The organism is Acutalibacter intestini (genome assembly GCF_034334985.1).
Classification (GTDB): domain Bacteria; phylum Bacillota; class Clostridia; order Oscillospirales; family Acutalibacteraceae; genus Acutalibacter; species Acutalibacter intestini.
In genome coordinates this window covers 1-527 of sequence record NZ_JAWXXL010000150.1, presented here as the reverse complement: position 1 = coordinate 527, position 527 = coordinate 1, and the positions used below count along the sequence as shown (strand labels likewise).

Annotated in this window: 1 protein-coding gene; it reads left to right on the top strand. The window is 57.1% G+C overall.

Annotated elements, in window-relative coordinates; genetic code table 11:
- On the top strand, window positions 1–527 hold a 527-nt coding region (locus tag U8U68_RS22170; RefSeq protein WP_322204665.1), incomplete at both ends, for a VaFE repeat-containing surface-anchored protein.

Sequence of the window (527 nt, the reverse complement as noted above, 5' to 3'; positions counted from 1 at the left end):
TGGATGGTGGAAACCCAGGATGGTCTTTGTGCCCTTCCCTATGACTACTATCTGCTCGAGGAACTGCGCTGCGAGGGCAACAAGGGCTATGCCCTGGTGACAGTCCCCAACATTTTCATTAGCCGGGACAGCACGGTAATCGAGCTGGGCACCATTGACGACAGCAAGGAGGGGACCCCGGAAATCGGCACCACAGCCACGGTTGACGGTGAGAAGAACAGTGAGCCGCTGTCCGAAGTCACCATTGTGGACACCGTGCGCTACTCCGGCCTGACGGTAGGCAAAACCTACAAGCTGTCTGGTATTCTCATGGACAAGGCAACCGGCGAACCTTTGACCGTGGACGGCAAGCAAGTCACGGCAGAGAAAGAGTTTACTCCCAAGGCCGAGAGCGGTACGCTTGAGCTGAGTTACACCTTTAACGCCAGCGCACTGGCGGGCAAATCCGTGGTGGTGTTCGAGGATTTGTACGAGGGTGAGAGCAAGGTTGCCAGCCATGCGGACATAGAGGACGAGGGCCAGACTGT